Source organism: Mesorhizobium sp. BHbdii (genome assembly GCF_053848045.1).
In genome coordinates this window covers 1,293,471-1,311,203 of record NZ_JBSPKX010000001.1, presented here as the reverse complement: position 1 = coordinate 1,311,203, position 17,733 = coordinate 1,293,471, and the positions used below count along the sequence as shown (strand labels likewise).

Below are 17,733 nucleotides of genomic sequence, written 5' to 3'. Positions count from 1 at the left end.
GGGCAAGTCACAATGAGGCAACCTATTTCAAGATTGCGTGCGGCATTCGGCGACGCTACCGACCCGCGAACGCCGCCATATGAAAGGCCTGAACCTGTGGCGGATAGCGGTAGTCGGCACCATAGGGACAGGCGTTGCGGTCGAGACAGCCGCCGGTGCGGCAAGGCGCGCCGCTTTGCCCACGCACATGCGCCAGACAAGTTTCATACGCGAAACCATCCGCAGAATACGCGCTGACGGGACAGGATTTGAGGCAAGGTTTGTCTACACATGTGTCGCAAAGGTGAATCACGCCGCGGGGTTCGTGAAGCGCTATTTCGACCTCGAACAGCAGCGCGCCGCGATAGGCGTGCCAGAGTCCGTATTGCGGATGCATGAGGATGCCGAGCGGCGACGGCCGCAACCCCTCGGCCCGCATCGCCCATTGCTGGAACGGCAGATACGGTCTGTCGGACGGAGACACGGCACGCGCGCCGAAGTCGTTCGCCACCCCGCCGATCACTTCGCGAGACCATGTATCGAGCGGATTGGCGACGGCCTGTGATTGGCTTTCTTTCCAGCGCAGGAAATGCGGCCATGGTGCGGCGCCCGCCTGCCCTACGAGCAGCACCGATCTGGCGGCACCGCCAGAGAGGCCGGAAGGCGTTTCCTCGCCGCCTGCAAATTTGACACCGCCGCGCAAGGTGAGACCGTGAGCGGAAAGCGCTGCCGCGATGGTTTCGATCATGCTGCGCTCAAGGATCATCCCTTCCTGTCCGGGTCGGAGAAGGCGCTCCGCCAGACTTCCTTATGGATGATGTTGGCGACTTTAGCCCCGCCTGACTCGGGCTCCTTTCAGGTGAAGGCGTCGGCCATCGACGCTTTCTTCCTGGCGATGAACTCCTTCAGCCCATCGTCGATACCCTGATCGAGATGCGGCGCCTCGTAGCTTTCCAGCCAGCGGCGGGCGAGTTCGTTGGCGCGCTGCGGTGCGGTTTTTTCGCCTTCGGCCAGCCACTGCTCGTAGGAATTGTTATCGGCGATGTTGGAACGGTAGAAGGCGGTCTGGAAATTGGCCTGGGTGTGGTCACAGCCGAGATAGTGGCTGCCCGGGCCGACCTGGCGGATGGCATCCATCGCCTGGCCGTTCTCCGACAGGTCGACGCCTTCGGAGAATTTCTGCGTCATGCCGAGCTGGTCGATGTCCATCATGAATTTTTCGTAGCAGGAGGCGAGTCCGCCTTCGAGCCAGCCGGCCGAATGCAGCACGAAATTGGTGCCGGCGAGAATCGTTGAGTTCAGCGTGTTGGCGCTCTCATAGGCCGCCTGCGCGTCCGGTATCTTCGAAGCGCAGAGCGAGCCGCCGGTGCGGAACGGCAGGCCGAGCCGGCGGGCGAGCTGCGCCGCGCCATAGGAAACCAGCGACGGCTCCGGCGTGCCGAAGGTCGGCGCGCCCGACTGCATCGAAATCGACGAGGCGAAGGTGCCGAACAGCACCGGCGCGCCCGGCCGGATCAGCTGCGTGAACGACGCGCCGGCCAGCACTTCGGCCAGAACCTGGGTCAGCGTGCCGGCGACCGTCACCGGGCTCATTGCGCCGGCGAGAATGAACGGCGTGACGATGCAGGCCTGGTTGTGACGCGAATAGACTTTCAGCGCACCCAGCATGGTCTCGTCGAACACCATCGGCGAATTGGCGTTGATCAGGCTGGTTAGCACCGTGTTGTTTTCGACGAAATCGTCGCCGAACACGATCTTGGCCATCGCCACCGTGTCTTCGGCGCGCTCGGGCGCGGTGACCGAGCCCATAAACGGCTTGTCCGAATATTTGATGTGGCTGTAGATCATGTCCAGATGGCGCTTGTTGACCGGCACGTCGACTGGCTCGCACACCGTGCCGCCCGAATGATGGATCGACGGCGCCATATAGGCGAGCTTCACGAAATTCCGGAAATCCTCGATCGTCGCATAGCGCCTGACCCCATCGAGGTCGCGCACGAAGGGCGGGCCGTAGACCGGTGCGAAGACGGTCGCGTTGCCACCGATCTGCACCGAACGTTCGGCATTGCGGGCATGCTGGGTATAGACGGATGGCGCGGTTTTCAAAAGTGAGCGGCAGAGCCCCTTCGGGAAATGCACGCGCTCGCCCTTGACGTCGGCGCCGGCCTCTTTCCACAGCTGCAGCGCCTCGGCGTCGTCGCGAAAGATGATACCGATCTCTTCGAGCACCGTGTCGGTGTTCTTCTCGATCAGCGCCAGCCCTTCCTCGTCCAGCACCTCATAAACGTTGATCTTGCGCTTGATGTAGGTGAGCTGGGTGCCGGGGCCGCCACCCGAGCGCGCTGCCCGGCGGGCAGCGGCACCACCGCTGGCGGCGCGTCCGCGCCGCGCGTTTGACGCTTCCTGGTCGACCGGCGCGTTCTCACTCATGATCGTCCTTCCCTGACTTTTGTTCTGGCCTGATTATTACGGCCGCATATCGCGGCTTCTGGCCGGATCGTAGCCATGCACCCTATTCGAAACGGCCCGCCAGCGCCAACGCCTGTCGCAAAATCGACAAGAATTCCAATAGATTTGCAGTCGCTTTCCTTTTGCGGGAAGTCGCAAATCAGCTATGGACGCAAGCCTGTAGCGGGTTAGGTATTGACGTGATATTGGGGCCCCGCAACTGTATCCGTGCGGCAAGGAGCTGGATTAAAAATGGCCGACGACGAGATCATCCTTTCCGAGCTTTCCGACGACGAGCTCGTGCAGCAGATGCACGACGACCTTTATGACGGACTGAAGGAAGAAATCGAGGAAGGGACGCAAATCCTGCTCGAGCGCGGCTGGGCGCCCTACAAGGTGCTGACCGAGGCGCTGGTCGAGGGCATGCGCATCGTCGGCGAGGATTTTCGCGACGGCATCCTGTTCGTGCCGGAAGTGCTGTTGTCCGCCAATGCAATGAAGGCGGGCATGTTCATCCTGCGTCCGCTGCTCGCCGCCACCGGCGCACCGAAGCAGGGCAAGATGGTGATCGGCACCGTCAAGGGCGACATCCACGACATCGGCAAGAACCTCGTCGGCATGATGATGGAAGGCGCCGGCTTCGACGTCATCGACCTCGGCATCAACAATGCGGTGGAAAAATATCTCGACGCCATCGAACAGCACCAGCCTGACATCATCGGCATGTCGGCGCTGCTGACGACGACCATGCCCTATATGAAGGTCGTCATCGACACGATGAAGGAAAAGGGCATCCGCGACGACTATGTCGTGCTGGTCGGCGGCGCGCCACTCAACGAGGAATTCGGCAAAGCCGTCGGCGCCGACGCGTATTGCCGCGACGCGGCCGTGGCGGTCGAGACCGCCAAGGACTTCATGAAGCGCAAGCACAACGTCCGCGCGTCGGCCTGAGCTTTTTAGCCAATTTCCCGAGGGACTGGCGCGGTGCCCTCGGCGCCTTTGTCCCATTGACCTCGGCGGCAAGCTCGCCACTGGATTTCTCGATCGGCATAGGCATTGCCGTCGGCATGGCGCCGGCCGGCTAGCTATTGGACGCACGGTACTTCCGCGATCACGCCATGCCCACGGTCCCAACCTCTGTCAGCTAATTCGTGCGGCAGACCCCAACGCCGCCTGGCCGGCGCCCTACAAGGCAATCTATCCCAACGCCCCCCAAAGCGGCGCCGGCCTTCCCTAATCTGGCGCATCGGACCGGCAAGGAGAAACCCGCGCTCCTCCTCCGAGCGGGGCCGATCGGGTCCGATCTGCAGTGGGGGCTAAGCGCGGGGATAGGCCCGGCTCCCGGCGAACGGACCCAATTGCCCGCTGGTTAGGCCCGGCGGCCCGCTGGTCACCCCCGATTGGCTGTCGGGCTGTTCTACCTGCCCCCGTTTGTGGCCAGACGTTCGACAAGCGGGACCTTGGCGAGGTGCTGCTCCTCGACCATGAGCCGCTGCCGACCGAACAATAGATTCCGTCAGCCTCTCGACATGGCGGCAAAATGCGGTTGCTCATCGTCCGCTGGCCTGCGGCTGAGCAGATTGAGCGCCCCCAATGTTCGGCATGAGGAACATACTGACGAACAGTGTTCGTTCGAATGATGCTATTCCGTTGCCTTGAGCGCAAGTTTTGGTCAGCCAGCACAGCGCCTCCTCTTAAGCTCGCTGGTGGTCAAGGCCCAGCGGCCTCCAGCTGCCAGTCCCCCTCGCAACCAAGCCGCTGGGCCGGCCCCCCGCTAGAGCGAAGAGCGTTGTCCCGCATATTAGCAACATCTTGACCAAACCCTAGCGCGCTCCAGACTCGATTTCATGGCGCGGGGCATAGGGTATTGGTGACGTGGTGGCGATCGCCGCTACAGTGCGAAAGCGGGTACGCGAGAACCAGGCGGGTGGAGAGATACCGGCCCCAGAAGCGCAACAAGCCGCTGCGTGACATGGTGGCTAGCATAGAGTCCAAGAGAACATCCGCAGCGCCTGGGCCGCCCTCAAACTGGTTCGCATAACTATTGAACAAACCCGCCCAGCCGGGGTGTTGCCGAGCGCGGAAGCAGTTTGTGCTATTCGGTTCCGAGCCTGTCCATGCCGCAGCAGCGATACTTGCGATCCCGGCGATTGGTGGCTGGGTCACCGGGCGTTTCACCGGCCTGTGCGCCGCGTTGGAAGCCTCGCCGCTCGGCACCTGCAACGAGGGAACGGGCGTCGGAATCTGACACGCTAAAACCCAGCGCTCTTACTGCCTGAGAAGGGTCGGCGTTCGTCGCGCCGGCCCCTTTTTACGAATTTCTGTACGACACCGCCACCCAGGCCTGTACGCTGTAGGTGTTTGTTGCATTAACGCCAGTTGCATGGCCGCAACCATTGCGCATGCTTGCCAGCCACTCGACTGGCCTTCGGCATCCAGTGTCACGCCAAAGAACGACACCGTTAGTAGACGGCTTAACCTCGCTGGCTGCCGCGATGGAAGCTTCCGGCGCTAGCGGCTAGGGTGCTTATGGTAGGATCGGGCGGGTTGAAGCGCCTATTCTGATTTTTTCGCCTCTTCCTTTTTCAGGATCGGCGTTTCGGCAGTTGTCGGCGTATTCGCGACGCTTGCGACTTTGGTCTGCTGATCTACGCTTGCAGCTTTGGTCTGCTGATCTACGGAAGCCGTCGTTTTAGTGTGGCCAACACATTCCGCTGCGGCGCCGGACACCGAAAGACCCAGAGCGGCAACAACTAAGAGAGCGGTCTTCATCCTATGGCTCCTAGCTTCGTTGTTGAGGGTACAGGGAAAGATTAACGGCATATCCCCCGCTCGAAAAGTCAACTTTTCGTGCCCGCCCCAACGAAAATAACTGCAATAGGCGGACACGACGTCCGCGCTTCGGCCTCGTCTGGGCGAATTCGGCATGGACCATAATCCGATCCGCGCCTTGCAGCACGACTTTCTCGTTCCCAGATGTTACAAGGGCTTAATACGCATCGCTTGAACTATCTTGAGAGCAATGCGCCTTGGCGAGACTGCGGATCAGGGGTTCTCGACCGTGTCCTCAACCGCGTTGGCTGTCGATTTGACGTCCCTGCCAACGCCACGGACGGTGTTGGCGCAGGCCGAAAGTGCCAGGGCGCAAGCGAGAATGGCGATCGGGGCAATGCGTAGCGGTTTCATGAATGGTATCTCCCTCAACAGATAGATTCGTGGGACAGCAACGAAAATCGGTTAGACTGGTTCCATGAGCATTGCGCAAAAGCTAAAACCCGATCAACGCGACAGGCTGCTTGTCATCGCCTGCGGGATGATTGCGCGCGAAGTTCTGGCCGTCAAGGAGCAGCTGGGGCTCGACCATCTCGACCTGACCTGCCTGCCGGCGGAATTCCATTTCTACCCGGACCGCATCGCGCCCGCCATGGACAAGGCAATCGAAAAGGCCAAGGCAGACGGCTACAGTAACATCTTCGTCGGCTACGCCGATTGCGGCACCGGCGGCCTGCTTGACCGTGTCTGCGAGAAGCATGGGGTCGAGCGCATGGCCGGGCCGCATTGCTTTGCTTTCTATCAGGGCATGGATGCCTATGCGAAGGTCGCCGACGACGACATGATGTCGTTCTACATGACCGATTTCCTGTGCCGGCAGTTCGAGGCCTTCTTCATGAAGCCGCTCGGCCTCGACAGGCATCCGGAGCTGATCAAGGACTATTTCGGGAATTACGAGAAGCTGGTCTATATCGCCCAGACCGACGACCCGGAACTCGACAAGGTCGCCGAGAAGGCCGCAAGAATGCTCGGCCTCGCCTATGAGCGCCGCTCGACCGGCTATGGCGACCTGACGACGGAGCTGGCCAGCGCGGCGGCACACGCCTGACGGTTCGATCAGGCGGCCCCTTCGTCCGCTGCGAGCGCGGCAAGCACATCGGCAAAGCTTGTCTTGCAGACGAAGCCCAGCCTGTCCCGCGCCCGCGAGGCGTCGTAGACACGGTCGATCGAGGAAAACATCGTCCAGCCCTTTCGCGCATAGAGCGCCGGAAATTCCGGAAAATATCGCGCGACGACGCACGGCGCGTCGGCGATCAATGCCTCGCAATCATCTGGCCGGAACGGCGTTGGCGCCGAGACGATGATGATGTCGAAGCCCAGTCGTGGCGCCTTCTCCAGCGCCGCCACATGGGCCTCGGCGGCATCTTCCACGGTCAGCCGGCGGAACAACAGCTCATTGGCCTTGGTGTTGGCGTCCGACTGCTCGATCGCATGCGCCATGTCGTCTGTCTCAGGAAAGAACCGCGCAGTGCGCAGCACGATCACCGGCAGTCCGGACTGGGCGTGATAGAGGCGGCAAAGATGCTCGGCCGAAAGCTTGGTTACGCCGTAGATGTTGCGCGGCTCGGGCGACACGTCTTCCGTCAGCCAGGCGGCCTTGCGCGTACCGCCGGTCAAGCCTGCGCGTATGGCTTTCGAGATCATCAGCGAGGTCGTCGACGTGAAGACGAAGCGCTGAACGCCTGATACCACCGCCGCGTCGAGCAGGTTGAGCGTGCCGCGCACATTCGTCTCGATGAAATCCTCATTACGTTGGTGTTCGATGTCAGGCTTGTGCAGCGCGCCGCTGTGGATGATCGCCTCGATGCGGTTTTCCCTGATCGTCCGCATGACCAGATCACGGTCGGCGACCGAGCCGATCACCTGCGTTTGCGCCGACGGGGTGGGATCGAGACCGATGACGCCATGGCCAAGAGCCCGCAGGCGCGGCGCTAGCGCGCTGCCCAGCCACCCTGACGATCCCGTAAGCAAGATCCGCATCGGCGAAACCACGATTTTTAAGCTGATCGCTGTTAAGCACGGATGACATGTCACCGCGAACGGGTAAGTTGTATGCCAAACGAGAAAACAGGCTGTTCCAGCTTTCGACCAGGAAACGCACCGATGATCGCTCGCCTCCTGGTTGCCGCAGGCGTTGTCTGCTTCGCCCTGCCCGCGCTCGCCGATGGCGAGGTGCAGAAGCTGATCACGCCCGCCGACAAGGTGCGGCTCGACAAATATGACGAGACGCGCAAGGCAGCCCTTGACGAAGCCAGGGCTGGCGACGCCGCCGATGTCAAGCAGCTCGACGCCTTGCTGGCGAAGCCGTTGGTCTCGTTTTCCGACAAGGACCTGACCGGCAACTGGCAGTGCCGTACGATCAAGGCCGGCGGGCTGAGCCCGCTCGTCATCTATGGCTGGTTCAAGTGCAAGGTGAGCGACGACGGTTCGGGCTGGATGCTGGAAAAAATCACCGGTTCGCAGCGCACCAAGGGGCGTTTCTTCGACGACGGCGAAAAGCGCTCGATCTATCTCGGCTCCCTTTTTGTCAACGACGATCCTGCAAAACCCTATGGCGGCGGCCCGCAAAGCGATCAGGTCGGCTATACCTTTCGCAACAGCGCCAACGAATGGCGCATCGAGTTCCCGGGGCCCTTATACGAATCGAAGCTCGACATCCTTGAATTCAAGCGCTGAGCGCGCGATCCCTGGCTTGCGGCGTGCTGCGGCAGGCGCGCGGCAAGCCTGAGGCAGGCGATATGATTTCAAGCTACGCGCTGCTGCAGGCGGCATTCTCACGCGACAGCATCGAGGCGGTCAGGGATGCGCAGCCGGGAAGCTTGCCATATCATATCCCGGGCCTGCCTTCGAAACAGTGGCACCATCCGACGGCCTGGTTCTATCTCTGGACCGGCGTAAAAACCGGCGTCTGTTGACGAGCACCGATTTACCGGACAGCGCCCTGGCAATAAGCTTGCCGGTATGAGCGAAATCGACCACCGCACCATCATCGCCAGCCTTTCGGCCGAGGATCGTCGCGACCTCACCGCCAAACTGGACAGGCCCGGCATAGTCCGGCTGGCCGTTCATGGCGGGCTGGTTGTCGTGCTCGGCGCGCTGATCGCCGCCCGCATTTCGTTCTGGCCCATTCTCATGCTGCCGCAGGGAATCCTGATCGTCTTCCTCTTCACGCTGTTGCACGAGACCATTCACGAAACGGCCTTCAGGACGGCGTGGCTCAATCGCGCCATCGCCGCAGTGTCCGGTTTCCTGATCCTGCTGCCGCCGGCGTGGTTTCGCTATTTCCATTTCGCGCACCATCGCCACACGCATGATCCGGACAATGATCCCGAACTGATGGCGCCGAAACCGAAGACCATTGCCCAGTACCTGCGCTATCTCTCCGGCGTCCCCTACTGGAGCGGCATGGCGCGCGTCGTCGTTACCAACGCCGCTGGCCGCAACCGAGACGGCTTCGTGCCGGAAAAGGGCCGCGACAAGGTGACTTCGGAAGCACGTTGGTTTCTGATCGCCTATGCGGTGCTGCTGGCGGCTTCCCTTGCCGCGCAGTCGGCGCTGCTGCTGTCGGTCTGGATTGTGCCGGTGCTCGTCGGCCAGCCCTTCTTGCGGGCCTATTTGTTGGCCGAGCACGCGCTTTGCCCGCATGTCGCCAACATGCTCGAAAACACCCGCACCACCTTTACCACGCGGCTGGTGCGCTTCGTGGCGTGGAACATGCCGTACCACTCCGAGCACCATTCCTATCCGGCCGTTCCCTTTCACCGCCTGCCGCGTTTCCATCAGATCGTCGCCGAACACCTGCGAACAACCGAGCGAGGCTATATCCGTTTCCACAGGAAGCTTGTCGGCAGCTTCGATCGTCGCACCGGCTGATCCAAACCAAGCCAATATCGAAAACTCTCACCTTTCCTTTTGCGGCCTCCAATTGCGTCGCTTTTGAATGCGCGCGCGTCGTCCCATAACAAGCAGCCCAACAGCGCTTCCGGCAATGCTCCGAACCACTGCATCGGCCCGAAGATCGGAATCGATCTCCGGAAAAGTACGATGCAGCTGAGCCAAAGTAGTAGAGCGTCCTTTCCGATTGGACGCACGGCGCTCTACGGGAGTAGGAATTCATGGCCGATCTGATCGTCGTCTACTGGCGCGACATCCCCGCCCAGGTCATCGTCAAGAAAGGCCGGCAGAACGCCAAGCGCGAATTGCCGCTGCGCTTCACTGAGGCGATCGACATGTGTGCGATGCGCACCGGCGCCGGCGGTACCGACGACTACCTGGCCGAATGGCGCAAGGCCGACCCTGTGCCGGTCAGCGACGATCTTGAAGGCGAGGCCGAAAAAGCCCTTCAGGACATCGACGCGAAATACGACCGCGAGCGGCTGGTCGCTCTGGTCAAGGGGGGCGGAAAAGAAAATGCCTGAAACAACCCCGGCGGTTACCCAGGCCACTCTGGTCAAGAAGGCAGCGCCGAAATCCGACTACAAGCCGGCCAGCGTGTCGCCGCAGCGGCGCGTGCAGCGCTCCTTCGCGGTCAGGTTGTGGTCCGTCCGCCACTCGCGACTGCTCGAATGGTTCTACGCCAGATTCGCCGACATTTTCCTGCTCCTCCATCCGCTGTGGAAGGGCATCGGCTACGGCCGCGTCGAAGGCCCGATCAAATTCGTCGAAAAACGCGTCAAGGGTTTTATGTTCGACTGCCGCATGTGCGGCCAATGCATCCTTTCCTCCACCGGCATGTCGTGCCCGATGAATTGCCCCAAGCAATTGCGCAATGGCCCCTGCGGCGGTGTGCGCGCCAACGGCAATTGCGAGGTCGAGCCTGATATGCCCTGCGTCTGGGTCAAGGCCTGGGAAGGCTCTCGCAACATGAAGCATGGCGACAAGATCCTCGACGTGCAGAAGCCGGTCGACCAATCGCTGCGCGAGACCTCGGCATGGCTGCGGGTGACCGCACAGGGCGCCGCCGCGCGCGAAGCCGCCCGCAATGCGGCCCAGAATACCACGAACACCGGGGCATCGGCATGATCGGCCGCCAGCGCGACGAGAACCCGGCCGGCATCCACCTGCCGCTCGATCCCCTGCCCGGCCACACCTCGCGCGGCCGGCTGGAGCGCGTTCTGAGGCGCGGCGAGTTCGCGGTGACCACCGAACTCAACCCGCCCGACAGCGCCGATCCGGAGGACGTCTACAACCGCGCGAAAATCTTCGACGGCTGGGTCGACGCCATCAACGCCGTCGACGCGTCGGGCGCCAACTGCCACATGTCGTCGGTTGGCATCTGTGCGCTGCTGACCCGCATGGGCTATGCCCCGATCATGCAGATCGCCTGCCGCGACAGGAATCGCATTGCCATCCAGGGCGACGTGCTGGGCGGGGCGGCGATGGGCGTCGCCAACATGCTGTGCCTGACCGGCGATGGCGTGCAGGCCGGCGACCAGCCGGGCGCCAAGCCGGTGTTCGATCTCGACTGTATGTCGCTCCTGGAAACCTGCCGCATCATGCGCGACAACGGCAAGTTCCTGTCCGGCCGCAAGCTGACGACGCCGCCGCAGCTTTTCCTCGGCGCGGCGATCAACCCTTTCGCGCCGCCGATCGATTTCCGCCCCTACCGGCTGGGCAAGAAGATCGCCGCCGGCGCGCAATTCGTGCAGAGCCAGTACTGCTTCGACGTGCCGATGTTCCGCACCTACATGCAGCAGGTCCGCGATCTCGGTTTCACGGAAAAATGCTTCATCCTGTGTGGCGTCGGGCCGCTGGCCTCGGCCAAGACGGCCAAATGGATCCGCTCCAACGTGCCGGGCATTCATATCCCCGATTCGATCGTCAAGCGGCTGGAAGGCGCCCAGGACCAGAAGAAGGAAGGCAAGCAGCTCTGCATCGACATCATCAACGAGGTGAAGGAAATTCCTGGCGTCTCCGGCGTCCATGTTATGGCCTATCGCCAGGAGGAATATGTCGCCGAGATCGTCGATGAATCGGGCGTGCTGAAGGGCCGCCAGCCCTGGAAACGCGAAATCCGCCGCGACGACCAGCTCGTCGCCGACCGGCTCGACCACATATTGCACGACGAGATCACCGAAACCCAAGTGGATATGGTCAAGACCGCGCATTGATGGCGCGGACGGTCACCATTCGCTTGATCGAAATCAGAAACGATATAAAGAAGTCTTTATATCACGAGGGAGAGACTTCATGACCCGGACGATCGTCGCCTCGGCGACACGAGAAATCATCATCGGCTTCGACCAGCCCTTCTGCGTGATCGGCGAACGCATCAATCCGACCGGGCGCAAGAAGCTCGCCGCTGAAATGATCGCGGGTAATTTCGACACCGTCATCAGGGATGCGCTGGAACAGGCCGCCTGCGGCGCGACCATGCTCGACGTCAATGCCGGCGTTACCGCCGTCGACCCCAACGCAACCGAACCAGCGCTGCTGGTGCAGACGCTGGAGATCGTGCAGGGCCTGGTCGACCTGCCGCTGTCGATCGACAGTTCGGTGACCGCGGCGATCGAGGCGGCGCTCAAGGTCGCCAAGGGCAGGCCGCTGGTCAATTCCGTCACCGGCGAGGAAGAGAAGCTCGAAGCCATCCTGCCGCTGGTCAAGAAATACAACGTTCCGGTGGTTGCCATCTCCAACGACGAGACAGGCATTTCGATGGATCCGGACGTGCGCTTCGCCGTCGCCAAGAAGATCGTCGAGCGCTGCGCCGATTTCGGCATTCCGGCGCATGACGTGGTCGTCGATCCGCTGGTCATGCCGATCGGGGCGCTGGGCGATGCCGGCCGCCAGGTCTTTGCCCTCCTGCGCCGGCTGCGTGAAGAGCTCAAGGTCAACACCACCTGTGGCCTGTCCAACATCTCGTTCGGCCTGCCGCACCGCCACGGCATCAACGCCGCCTTCATCCCGATGGTGATCGGCGCCGGCATGACCTCGGCGATCATGAACCCGGTGCGGCCGCAGGAGATGGAAGCTGTGCGCGGCGCCAATGTGCTGAACGGCACCGACGAGAACTGCACCAACTGGATCAGGACATACAAGGACTACAAGCCGGCCGAAGGCGGCCAGGCGATCGCGGCGCCCACGCAAGTCAATACGCCGGGTGAAGGCAATGGCAATGGCGGCCGCCGGCGCGGCGGCCGTGAAGCCCGTATGGCCCGGGGATAAGCGCGCAATCGTGAACTCACCTGCCAATATCACCGATCCGCTCGTGCTGTTCATGCCGTCCGGCAAGCGCGGGCGGTTTCCGGTCGGCACGCCGGTGCTTGATGCCGCACGCCAGCTCGGCGTCTATGTCGAGAGCGTGTGCGGCGGACGCGCTACTTGCGGGCGCTGCCAGGTCGAGGTGCAGGAAGGCAATTTCGCCAAGCATAAGATCGTCTCTTCCAACGACCACATCTCGCCCAAGGGTGCCAAGGAGGAGCGCTACGAACGCGTGCGCGGCCTTCCCGAACGACGCCGTCTGTCCTGCTCGGCGCAGATCCTCGGCGATCTCGTCGTCGACGTGCCGCAGGACACGGTCATCAACGCGCAGACCATCCGCAAGGACGCCGACACCAGGGTCATCGCCCGCGATTCGGCAATCCACATGTGCTATGTCGAGATCGAAGAGCCCGACATGCACAAGCCGCTAGGCGATCTCGATCGCCTGAAGATCGCGCTGATGAAGGACTGGGGGCTCAAGAGCCTCGATTTCGACGTCCATCTGCTGCCGCAGGTGCAAGGCATCTTGCGCAAAGGCAACTGGACCGCCACCGCCGCCATCCACAAGGATGCCGAGAGTGAGACCGCGCGGGTCATCTCTTTGTGGCCCGGCCTCAAGAACGAGGCCTACGGGCTTGCCTGCGATATAGGCTCGACCACCATCGCCATGCATCTGGTCTCGCTTCTGTCGGGCCGCGTCGCCGCCTCGTCGGGCACGTCGAACCCGCAGATCCGCTTCGGCGAGGATCTGATGAGCCGCGTTTCCTATGTGATGATGAACCCGGACGGTCGCGAAGGCATGACGGTCGCGGTGCGCGAGGCGATCTCTGGTCTCGTCGATAAGGTTTGCGCGGAAGGCAACGTCCAGCGCAACGACATCCTGGATTCCGTCTTTGTCGGCAATCCGATCATGCACCATCTGTTCCTCGGCATCGACCCGACCGAGCTCGGCGGCGCGCCCTTCGCGCTGGCCGTCTCGGGCGCCGTGCACATCAAGGCGTCGGATATCGGCCTGAAGCTCAACCAGGGTGCCAGGCTCTACATGTTACCTTGCATCGCCGGCCATGTCGGCGCCGACGCGGCTGCGGTGACGCTGTCGGAAGGCCCGCACCGCCAGGACGAGATGATGCTGATCGTCGATGTCGGGACCAATGCCGAGATCGTGCTCGGCAATCGCCAGCGGGTCGTGGCGGCCTCCTCGCCCACCGGTCCGGCCTTTGAGGGCGCGGAAATCTCCGGCGGCCAGCGCGCCGCGCCCGGCGCCATCGAGCGCGTGCGCATCGATCCCGATACGCTAGAGCCGAAATACCGCGTCATCGGCTCGGAATTGTGGTCCGACGAGCCCGGCTTCCTCGACAGCGTCCAGGCAACCGGCGTCACTGGTATCTGCGGCTCCGGCATCATCGAGGTGGTCGCCGAAATGTATCTGGCCGGCATCATCTCCGAGGACGGCGTCGTCGATGGCGGGCTCTCCGCCCGCTCACCGCGGGTCATCGCGAATGGCCGCACCTTCTCTTACGTGCTGAAGGAGGGCGAGCCCAGGATCACCATCACCCAGACCGACGTGCGCGCCATCCAACTCGCCAAGGCTGCGCTTTATGCCGGCACCAAGCTGTTGATGGAAAAACAGCACACCGATCATGTCGACCGCATCCACTTCGCCGGCGCCTTCGGCTCCTTCATCGATCCGAAATACGCCATGGTGCTGGGACTGATCCCCGACTGCGATCTCGACAAGGTCTCGGCCGTCGGCAATGCCGCCGGTGCCGGCGCGCGCATGGCGCTTTTGAACCGCGGCTATCGCCGCGAGATCGAGGAAACGGTGAGCCGGATCGAGAAGATCGAGACCGCGCTGGAGCCGAAATTCCAGGAGCACTTCGTCTACGCCATGGCGCTGCCGAACAAGGTCGACCCGTTCCCGAAACTTTCGGCGGCGGTGAAACTGCCACCGCGCAAGACGGTCAGCGAAGACGGCATTGCCGGCGACGCCGCCCCGCGGCGGCGTTCGCGCGAAGGCCACGCGGCCCGGCGCGGCCGGGGGTAATATCCCGCCGGCGAAAGCAGCATTTCGCCCTCATTCTCGTTTGCATGCAAATGTTTCCGGATCAGCCCAAACTGAAACAAGGCGCTGTTTTCGTGAAATCCACCAGATACATGCGCGGCGCATTTAACCGGCATCGAACAGCAGGCAGGAAATAACTTCCAGCCGCCGCAGCACTCCAAGGGAGATGAAGATGTCGATGTTCGAAAGCCTCGGCCGCTTTGGTACGGCCATCAAGCATGCGCACAACAGGGAGCAAGTCCGTCCGGGCCCTGAACAGCCTACCGCCCGAAATTCAGAGGGACATCGGCTGGCCAGTGTCGCCGCGCGAAGACCCGCAGGTCACCTTCTCGGCCCTGCTTCTGGGTTCGGCGCGCTGATGACGTTCGCCGACAAATGCAAGCTGCTGGCCAAGCGCCGGAGCCGTCATACGGCTCCGGCGGCAAGCGACCCGCGGTTGCGCGCCGCACTGCTGCACCGGCGCTGAGCATTGCAGCGAGCCATGACTAGCTGCTGGCCTTGATTGCCAGCCCGATCACACCGCCGTGTTGTCTCAGCGCAAATCTTGACATTCTGGGCGAAGGCACGATCTTCGATAGCGGGGGTTCTCTTAGTCGGCTCAACCGAAGTCCGTGTGTCCGCATGCCCAGCCTCAAAAGCCACGTCGTTTCCTTTGTCCTCAGGTATAGCCGCAAGAAAGCCTTTTCCAGTCCGGAAAACCTGCAGCGCTGGATTGCCTATGCGCGCAAGACGGAGAACCATCAGCCGCCTGCCTTGCTCCGATCACGTTTCGACATCACGACGCGCAGCGTGGACGGCTTTCCCGTCTATGAAATCGCGCCAAAGGCTGGCGAGCGGAAGCGTATCCTCTACTTGCATGGCGGCGCCTACGTTTTTGAAATCACGCCGTATCATTGGCGGTTGATCGGCGATATGGCCCGTCGGTTGGGCTTCGGCATCACCGTGCCGATCTACCCGATTGCTCCCGAACACGATTTCCACTCCATGTTCGGCATGGTCGGCAAGGTCTACCGGCAGATGCTCGATGAGACGGAAGCGCAGGACATCGTCTTTATGGGCGATTCCGCCGGCGGCAATATGGCCGTGGTGCTGACCATGATGGCCGCGGAAGACGCCCTGCCCTTGCCGTCACGCCATGTACTGATCTCGCCCGGCCTCGACGTGTCGCTCGCCAACCCCGAAGTGTTCGAGGCGGAACGCTACGATCCGTGGCTGGGAATTCCGGGCGGGCTGGAGGCGGTCCGGCTCTACAGTGCCGGCATAAATCCCAGCGACTGGCGCATCAGCCCGCTTTACGGTGACCTCTCGGTGTTGCCGAAAACGCTGCTTCTGACCGGTTCGCGCGACATGCTGACCCCCGACAACCTGATCTTCGCGCAAAAGGCCCGTGCCGCCGGTGTCGAAATTGAGGTTGTTCTCGAGCAAGGCATGTTCCATGCATGGCCGCTCATCGACATGCCCGAGGCGCGGCGTGCGCGCGATAGCATCGTGGCGTTTTTGACCAGCGAAACCGAGAGCTATCACGCCAAAGCCGACAAATTGTCACTGCAAAAGACAGATCGCGGCGTCACCGCTCACAACCTGGCCACGCCGTTGAGGTCCTGAATCAAAATTTCCCGGTTTCCCTGAACACTTCGAAGGTCGCACGGATGTGGTCGGCGACCGCCTTCACCGGCGCGCTGGCGTCCGGCGCCACGACCATGGCCAGATTGTAGGTGCCGATATCGGGCATGCCGTCCTTCGGGCAAAGCTCGACCATGTCGCTGCCGAGGAACGATTTCGGCAGCGGCGCTACCGCGAGGTCGGACATGATTGCAGCGCGCTGGCCGGCCGTATGCGCGCTCATATAGGCCACGCGATAGTTGCGGCCTTCGCGGCCGAGCGCTTCGAGCGCCCCGGCCCGCCAGGCACAGCCCTCTTCCCACAATGACACCGGCAGCGGTTCGCGCAGATGCGCGCAGCCGCCCTTGGCGCCGGCCCAGACGATCGGTTCGGTGAGCAGCACTTCGGCGCCGAGCGCGCTGGTCTTATAGGAATTGGTGAGCAGCGTGATGTCGAGCGCCCGGTCGTCCATGCGCCGGCGCAGATTGCTGCTCTGGTCGATGGTGACATCGACTGCGATAGAGGGATGCGACTGCGCAAAACGTTTCAAGACATGTGGCAGCACGCGCTCGCCATAATCATCCGGCGAGCCGAGCCGCACCACCCCGACAATGTCGGGGATGATGAATTTCGACACCACCTCGCGGTTGATCGACAACAGCCGGCGGGCGTAGCCGAGCAGCATCTCGCCATCCGTGGTCAGCGTCACCGAGCGCGCGTCGCGCGCAAACACGGAGCGGCCGAGAATGTCCTCAAGTTTCTTGATCTGCATGGAGACGGCCGACGGCGTGCGGAAGACGGCATTGGCCGCGGTTGTGAAACTGCCGGTCTCGGCGATTGCCACGAAGGTGCGCAGGACGTCGAGATCAAGCAGCGGCAACGGGTGATTGAGTGGGGCGTTCATGGGATGCAGCCTTCAATTTTTCTGATGCAAACTATCATTCCATTTCGTTTGATTGAACATCACTTTGGTGGGATAGTCAACTCCATCGAAGGCAGGTGTATCGAAAGCGGCCTTGAACGCCCACGACATCGATCTGCAATCGACACGAAATGAAGGCGAAACAAACCGGGTCTAGCGCTTCGTATGCCGAGCAATCGGCAAGCTCTCGACCCAATGCAAAAGGAGAATGAAAATGTCCATCCTGTCATCCATCGGCCGCATCGCGACCGAATTCAGCGCGGCTCGCGCCCGCTACCAGACTGAACGCGCCATCCGCTCTCTGCCGATCGAACTGCAGAAGGATATCGGCTGGCCTGAAGCCGCCGACACCAAGACCGGCACTCGCTATGGCGTTGGATCCTGGGCTGGCGGAGCAAAATAGATCGTGTGTATTCAAAGCTGACGGCCTGTCGCGCAGATCATGCCCGGCAGGCCTTTTTGTTTGCAGTCAAATGTTTCTTGAAGCCATGTCGCCGCTGCATGGCGCATATGAGCGGGCTGCATAGCAGCTCACATCTCGAACTAACGCCTTGTAAGTGATCATAAATATTGGGCGGAATGCCCAAAGTTGTCGCATTCCGTGTCGCTTTTCATATCAAGTGCTTCGCTTTTGCGATTTAGTTTCCCCTCACGTAAGCCTATATCAGCGCCAGCCAACGAGCTGCCC

The 17,733-nt window shown here is 62.0% G+C and carries 20 protein-coding genes; 14 read left to right on the top strand and 6 right to left on the bottom strand.

Annotated features, from left to right (window positions below; translation table 11 throughout):
* Window positions 1–55: 55 nt before the first annotated feature.
* Window positions 56–727 (bottom strand): hypothetical protein, encoded by a 672-nt coding sequence (locus tag ACWTU8_RS06415; RefSeq protein WP_455847453.1) that lies wholly within the window; start codon window positions 725–727, stop codon window positions 56–58.
* A 107-nt stretch (window positions 728–834) separates the two neighbouring features.
* Window positions 835–2,409 (bottom strand): trimethylamine methyltransferase family protein, encoded by a 1,575-nt coding sequence (locus tag ACWTU8_RS06410; RefSeq protein WP_236386362.1) that lies wholly within the window; start codon window positions 2,407–2,409, stop codon window positions 835–837.
* A 270-nt stretch (window positions 2,410–2,679) separates the two neighbouring features.
* Here ACWTU8_RS06410 and ACWTU8_RS06405 point away from each other — a divergent pair, with 270 nt between their 5' ends.
* Both ACWTU8_RS06405 and ACWTU8_RS06400 read left to right on the top strand, forming a co-directional pair.
* The gene (locus ACWTU8_RS06405) at window positions 2,680–3,378 is read left to right on the top strand and encodes a corrinoid protein (protein ID WP_008876431.1); all 699 of its coding nucleotides are present in this window, start codon (window positions 2,680–2,682) and stop codon (window positions 3,376–3,378) included.
* Between the two features lie 1,141 nt (window positions 3,379–4,519).
* Entirely contained in the window at window positions 4,520–4,675 is a 156-nt protein-coding gene (locus tag ACWTU8_RS06400) for a hypothetical protein (RefSeq protein WP_455847452.1), read from the top strand.
* A 308-nt stretch (window positions 4,676–4,983) separates the two neighbouring features.
* On the opposite strand, the gene ACWTU8_RS06395 is transcribed toward ACWTU8_RS06400, so the two are convergent.
* On the bottom strand, window positions 4,984–5,199 hold the full coding sequence (locus ACWTU8_RS06395; protein ID WP_455847451.1) for a hypothetical protein: 216 nt from the start codon (window positions 5,197–5,199) through the stop codon (window positions 4,984–4,986).
* Between the two features lie 273 nt (window positions 5,200–5,472).
* The gene (locus ACWTU8_RS06390) at window positions 5,473–5,613 is read right to left on the bottom strand and encodes an entericidin A/B family lipoprotein (RefSeq protein ID WP_023798937.1); all 141 of its coding nucleotides are present in this window, start codon (window positions 5,611–5,613) and stop codon (window positions 5,473–5,475) included.
* 64 nt (window positions 5,614–5,677) lie between these two features.
* Here ACWTU8_RS06390 and ACWTU8_RS06385 point away from each other — a divergent pair, with 64 nt between their 5' ends.
* A complete protein-coding gene (locus ACWTU8_RS06385) occupies window positions 5,678–6,307 on the top strand; it encodes a DUF1638 domain-containing protein (RefSeq protein ID WP_455847450.1) in 630 nt (209 codons plus the stop codon).
* Between the two features lie 8 nt (window positions 6,308–6,315).
* Here ACWTU8_RS06385 and ACWTU8_RS06380 read toward each other — a convergent pair whose 3' ends face one another.
* On the bottom strand, window positions 6,316–7,239 hold the full coding sequence (locus ACWTU8_RS06380) for an NAD-dependent epimerase/dehydratase family protein (RefSeq protein ID WP_455847449.1): 924 nt from the start codon (window positions 7,237–7,239) through the stop codon (window positions 6,316–6,318).
* A 123-nt stretch (window positions 7,240–7,362) separates the two neighbouring features.
* On the opposite strand from ACWTU8_RS06380, the gene ACWTU8_RS06375 reads away from it, so the two are divergent.
* The 10 genes from ACWTU8_RS06375 to ACWTU8_RS06330 all read left to right on the top strand — a co-directional run bounded on the left by ACWTU8_RS06375 (window position 7,363) and on the right by ACWTU8_RS06330 (window position 16,126).
* Entirely contained in the window at window positions 7,363–7,935 is a 573-nt protein-coding gene (locus ACWTU8_RS06375; RefSeq protein ID WP_455847448.1) for a DUF4893 domain-containing protein, read from the top strand.
* Between the two features lie 62 nt (window positions 7,936–7,997).
* On the top strand, window positions 7,998–8,174 hold the full coding sequence (locus tag ACWTU8_RS06370) for a hypothetical protein (RefSeq protein ID WP_455847447.1): 177 nt from the start codon (window positions 7,998–8,000) through the stop codon (window positions 8,172–8,174).
* Window positions 8,175–8,220: 46 nt separating this feature from the next.
* Entirely contained in the window at window positions 8,221–9,132 is a 912-nt protein-coding gene (locus ACWTU8_RS06365; protein ID WP_455847446.1) for a fatty acid desaturase, read from the top strand.
* Between the two features lie 242 nt (window positions 9,133–9,374).
* The gene (locus ACWTU8_RS06360; protein ID WP_455847445.1) at window positions 9,375–9,677 is read left to right on the top strand and encodes a virulence factor; all 303 of its coding nucleotides are present in this window, start codon (window positions 9,375–9,377) and stop codon (window positions 9,675–9,677) included.
* On the top strand, window positions 9,670–10,281 hold the full coding sequence (locus ACWTU8_RS06355; RefSeq protein WP_455847444.1) for a methylenetetrahydrofolate reductase C-terminal domain-containing protein: 612 nt from the start codon (window positions 9,670–9,672) through the stop codon (window positions 10,279–10,281). The genes ACWTU8_RS06360 and ACWTU8_RS06355 overlap by 8 nt, the downstream gene beginning before the upstream one ends.
* On the top strand, window positions 10,278–11,369 hold the full coding sequence (locus ACWTU8_RS06350; RefSeq protein WP_029351936.1) for a methylenetetrahydrofolate reductase: 1,092 nt from the start codon (window positions 10,278–10,280) through the stop codon (window positions 11,367–11,369). Before ACWTU8_RS06355 ends, ACWTU8_RS06350 begins: the two co-directional genes overlap by 4 nt.
* A 79-nt stretch (window positions 11,370–11,448) precedes the next feature.
* Window positions 11,449–12,423 carry a methyltetrahydrofolate cobalamin methyltransferase gene (locus ACWTU8_RS06345; protein ID WP_127209057.1) on the top strand — a complete coding sequence of 325 codons (975 nt, stop codon included), beginning with the start codon at window positions 11,449–11,451 and terminating at the stop codon, window positions 12,421–12,423.
* Window positions 12,374–14,503, top strand: a complete 2,130-nt coding sequence (locus tag ACWTU8_RS06340) for an ASKHA domain-containing protein (RefSeq protein ID WP_455848398.1) — start codon at window positions 12,374–12,376, stop codon at window positions 14,501–14,503. The genes ACWTU8_RS06345 and ACWTU8_RS06340 overlap by 50 nt, the downstream gene beginning before the upstream one ends.
* Before the next feature lie 190 nt (window positions 14,504–14,693).
* A complete protein-coding gene (locus ACWTU8_RS06335) occupies window positions 14,694–14,987 on the top strand; it encodes a hypothetical protein (RefSeq protein ID WP_455847443.1) in 294 nt (97 codons plus the stop codon).
* A 155-nt stretch (window positions 14,988–15,142) separates the two neighbouring features.
* The gene (locus ACWTU8_RS06330; protein WP_095521906.1) at window positions 15,143–16,126 is read left to right on the top strand and encodes an alpha/beta hydrolase fold domain-containing protein; all 984 of its coding nucleotides are present in this window, start codon (window positions 15,143–15,145) and stop codon (window positions 16,124–16,126) included.
* Between the two features lies 1 nt (window position 16,127).
* Here the strand turns inward: ACWTU8_RS06330 and ACWTU8_RS06325 are convergent, their stop codons facing one another.
* Window positions 16,128–17,027 carry a LysR substrate-binding domain-containing protein gene (locus ACWTU8_RS06325; protein WP_029351948.1) on the bottom strand — a complete coding sequence of 300 codons (900 nt, stop codon included), beginning with the start codon at window positions 17,025–17,027 and terminating at the stop codon, window positions 16,128–16,130.
* A 232-nt stretch (window positions 17,028–17,259) separates the two neighbouring features.
* On the opposite strand from ACWTU8_RS06325, the gene ACWTU8_RS06320 reads away from it, so the two are divergent.
* Window positions 17,260–17,448, top strand: coding sequence for a hypothetical protein (locus ACWTU8_RS06320; RefSeq protein WP_029351950.1), 189 nt, complete (start codon window positions 17,260–17,262; stop codon window positions 17,446–17,448).
* Window positions 17,449–17,733 lie beyond the last annotated feature (285 nt).

What these genes read in the sequence shown, in the direction of transcription:
- ACWTU8_RS06410 (WP_236386362.1), bottom strand. Translation starts at nt 2,409, where the DNA reads ATGAGTGAGAACGCGCCGGTCGACCAGGAAGCGTCAAACGCGCGGCGC.
- ACWTU8_RS06345 (WP_127209057.1), top strand. Translation starts at nt 11,449, where the DNA reads ATGACCCGGACGATCGTCGCCTCGGCGACACGAGAAATCATCATCGGC.
- ACWTU8_RS06325 (WP_029351948.1), bottom strand. Translation starts at nt 17,027, where the DNA reads ATGAACGCCCCACTCAATCACCCGTTGCCGCTGCTTGATCTCGACGTC.
- ACWTU8_RS06375 (WP_455847448.1), top strand. Translation starts at nt 7,363, where the DNA reads ATGATCGCTCGCCTCCTGGTTGCCGCAGGCGTTGTCTGCTTCGCCCTG.
- ACWTU8_RS06355 (WP_455847444.1), top strand. Translation starts at nt 9,670, where the DNA reads ATGCCTGAAACAACCCCGGCGGTTACCCAGGCCACTCTGGTCAAGAAG.
- ACWTU8_RS06370 (WP_455847447.1), top strand. Translation starts at nt 7,998, where the DNA reads ATGATTTCAAGCTACGCGCTGCTGCAGGCGGCATTCTCACGCGACAGC.
- ACWTU8_RS06365 (WP_455847446.1), top strand. Translation starts at nt 8,221, where the DNA reads ATGAGCGAAATCGACCACCGCACCATCATCGCCAGCCTTTCGGCCGAG.
- ACWTU8_RS06340 (WP_455848398.1), top strand. Translation starts at nt 12,374, where the DNA reads ATGGCGGCCGCCGGCGCGGCGGCCGTGAAGCCCGTATGGCCCGGGGAT.
- ACWTU8_RS06330 (WP_095521906.1), top strand. Translation starts at nt 15,143, where the DNA reads ATGCCCAGCCTCAAAAGCCACGTCGTTTCCTTTGTCCTCAGGTATAGC.
- ACWTU8_RS06395 (WP_455847451.1), bottom strand. Translation starts at nt 5,199, where the DNA reads ATGAAGACCGCTCTCTTAGTTGTTGCCGCTCTGGGTCTTTCGGTGTCC.
- ACWTU8_RS06390 (WP_023798937.1), bottom strand. Translation starts at nt 5,613, where the DNA reads ATGAAACCGCTACGCATTGCCCCGATCGCCATTCTCGCTTGCGCCCTG.
- ACWTU8_RS06380 (WP_455847449.1), bottom strand. Translation starts at nt 7,239, where the DNA reads ATGCGGATCTTGCTTACGGGATCGTCAGGGTGGCTGGGCAGCGCGCTA.
- ACWTU8_RS06335 (WP_455847443.1), top strand. Translation starts at nt 14,694, where the DNA reads ATGTCGATGTTCGAAAGCCTCGGCCGCTTTGGTACGGCCATCAAGCAT.
- ACWTU8_RS06415 (WP_455847453.1), bottom strand. Translation starts at nt 727, where the DNA reads ATGATCGAAACCATCGCGGCAGCGCTTTCCGCTCACGGTCTCACCTTG.
- ACWTU8_RS06320 (WP_029351950.1), top strand. Translation starts at nt 17,260, where the DNA reads ATGTCCATCCTGTCATCCATCGGCCGCATCGCGACCGAATTCAGCGCG.
- ACWTU8_RS06360 (WP_455847445.1), top strand. Translation starts at nt 9,375, where the DNA reads ATGGCCGATCTGATCGTCGTCTACTGGCGCGACATCCCCGCCCAGGTC.
- ACWTU8_RS06405 (WP_008876431.1), top strand. Translation starts at nt 2,680, where the DNA reads ATGGCCGACGACGAGATCATCCTTTCCGAGCTTTCCGACGACGAGCTC.
- ACWTU8_RS06385 (WP_455847450.1), top strand. Translation starts at nt 5,678, where the DNA reads ATGAGCATTGCGCAAAAGCTAAAACCCGATCAACGCGACAGGCTGCTT.
- ACWTU8_RS06350 (WP_029351936.1), top strand. Translation starts at nt 10,278, where the DNA reads ATGATCGGCCGCCAGCGCGACGAGAACCCGGCCGGCATCCACCTGCCG.